Annotated in this window: 3 protein-coding genes; all 3 read right to left on the bottom strand. The window is 77.0% G+C overall.

Annotated elements, in window-relative coordinates; translation table 11 throughout:
- The coding region (locus F9B16_RS50210; RefSeq protein ID WP_225992690.1) for an alpha/beta fold hydrolase at positions 1 to 398 on the bottom strand (398 nt) is incomplete at its 3' end.
- On the bottom strand, positions 395 to 1,270 hold the full coding sequence (locus F9B16_RS50205; RefSeq protein ID WP_225992691.1) for an aspartate dehydrogenase domain-containing protein: 876 nt from the start codon (positions 1,268 to 1,270) through the stop codon (positions 395 to 397). The genes F9B16_RS50205 and F9B16_RS50210, both read right to left, overlap by 4 nt.
- Positions 1,271 to 1,486: 216 nt before the next feature.
- The coding region (locus tag F9B16_RS52145; protein WP_192809416.1) for a hypothetical protein at positions 1,487 to 2,025 on the bottom strand (539 nt) is incomplete at its 5' end.

Raw genomic sequence — 2,025 nt, 5'->3', positions numbered from 1 at the left:
CGCATGGCCGCGGCCTTCGCGGGCGCGGTCCCGGAGCCGCGGGTGGAGTCGGCGAGGACGAGGGCGTCCAGCCGGTCCGGATGGCGGAGGGCGAACCGGGTCGCGATCACCCCGCCCCAGGACGTGCCGAGGACGGAGGCGCGGCGGATCCCGAGACCGTCCAGGACGCGGGCGGCCGCGTCGGCGTACCCGTCCATCCCGGGCGCCCCGGGCGGGTCGTCGGACGCGGCGTAGCCCGGCGCGTCCCAGGCGATGACGCGCAGCCGCCCGGCGAGCAGGCGGCTCAGCGCGTCGAATCCGGCCGCGCTGGAGCCGATGCCGTGCAGGCACAGGACGGGCGTCGCGCCGCCGCCGGCGTCGCGCACCGCGATGCCGCCGACCCTCCCGGCGCGGATCACGCGACCAGCCAAGCGACGCCGGGGACGAGGTCGGCCAGCGACCTCAGCACCGCGGGGGCGACGAGGGCGCTGGTCGCCGGGTTGGCGGGGTCCGGGAGGTTCGCGAGCTCGAAGCGGTACTCGCCCAGCGGTCCCGCGAACTCGACGACGTGCCGGGTCAGCCGGGCGTCCGGGGCGGCGACGAGGCGGACGCGGACGTCCGCGCGGTCGCCGGCCGCCAGCGCGAGCGTCGCCGCCACGTTGGCGTTGCGGGGGAAGCGGGTCGCGGCCTCGCGGGCGTCCCCGTCGAACACGGTGACGGGCTCGTCTCCCGGGCGCAGCGACCGCAGCCGGTCCGCCGTGGCGCCGTCCATCCACGGCTGGACCAGCGAGGCGGGGGCCTTGGTCGAGGTGAGCCGCACGGTCGCCGGCGGCCCGGCGAGCGCCGCCGCGCGGACGGCGTCGAGGCCGCCGAGGGCGCCGGGGCAGATCAGGAGCCGGCCGGAGCGGGCGGCGGCCGGCCGGGTGAGCTCGCGGAACAGCGCCTCGTCGGCCAGCGCGCCCACCGACACGGCGAGCAGGTCGCGTCCGGCGGCGAGCACCGCCGGCCCGTGCTCGCGCAGCGCCCGCTGGCCGGCCGCCTCGACGACGACGTCGGCCGACGCGAGCAGCTCCCGCAGATCGCGCACGCGCGCGGGAGCCGAGGGGGCTGCGGGGGCTGCAGGAGTCGCGGGGGCCGTCGGGGCTGCGGGAGCCGCGGTGGCCGCCGGCGCCGCGGTGGCCGCGGTGTGCCCGCGGGTGAGGACACCGCCGAGGACCGCCCCGGGGACCACGCCCCGGCGCAGCGCGTCCGCCACGCTCGACCCGATCGCGCCGTGCCCGATGAGGCCCACGCGCAACACGGCACCGTGCCCTGCCGCCACACCGTCCTCCAAATACCTTGAAGCAAAAATACTTGCTCTAAAGATATCTAGGGGCAAAGTGATCGCGCAAGCGGCCGTGCGCGGGCACGGCGGTCGCCGGGCATGCGGAGGGCGCCGCGGCGCTGGTCGCGTCGCGGCGCCCTGTAGGCCGGAACGGTCGTCCGGCCCGGGCGGGTCAGGGACTCGTTAGTCGTTTGGGTCTTCGACGGTGTTCGGGCCGTCGCCTGCCCAGTTCTCGTGGACCTCGGGGCCGCCCGGCACCACGACGCACGCGCCGACCCGGCCCTGCGCGACCTTCTCGTTCAGGACGCTCGACTTCATCTCGCCGTCCTTGCCGAGCAGCGCCCACACGTCCAGGACGACGGTCTGCCCCGGCTTGAGGCGCTTGGGGTAGATCAGCGTCGCGCTCTCGTTCAGCTCCTTGGGGATCGTCCCGAACACGCGGTCGGCCGACCCGTCGTAGATCCAGTGCGCCCGTCCCGGCTTGCACTTCTTGCCGCTCGGCAGGAACTGCACCTCCGCCGGGATCCCGAAGCCCCGCAGCTTCCGCTCGACCCGTTCGGGGTGCGAGAACTCGCGCACGTGTACCGCGACGGCGCCGTCCCGCCGCAGCTCGACCGCGTTGGCCCTGGCCTCGCCCCCGCCGGTGACGATCGGGAGCGCGACCGCGGCGCCCGCCGCCGCCGCGACGACCGCCAGGCCGAGCCCGACCCGGCGGCCCGGAC

It is taken from the genome of Actinomadura montaniterrae (assembly GCF_008923365.1).
Lineage (GTDB): Bacteria > Actinomycetota > Actinomycetes > Streptosporangiales > Streptosporangiaceae > Spirillospora > Spirillospora montaniterrae.
Note: the sequence above shows the minus strand (reverse complement) of the source record. Positions and strands in the feature narration are given on the sequence as shown.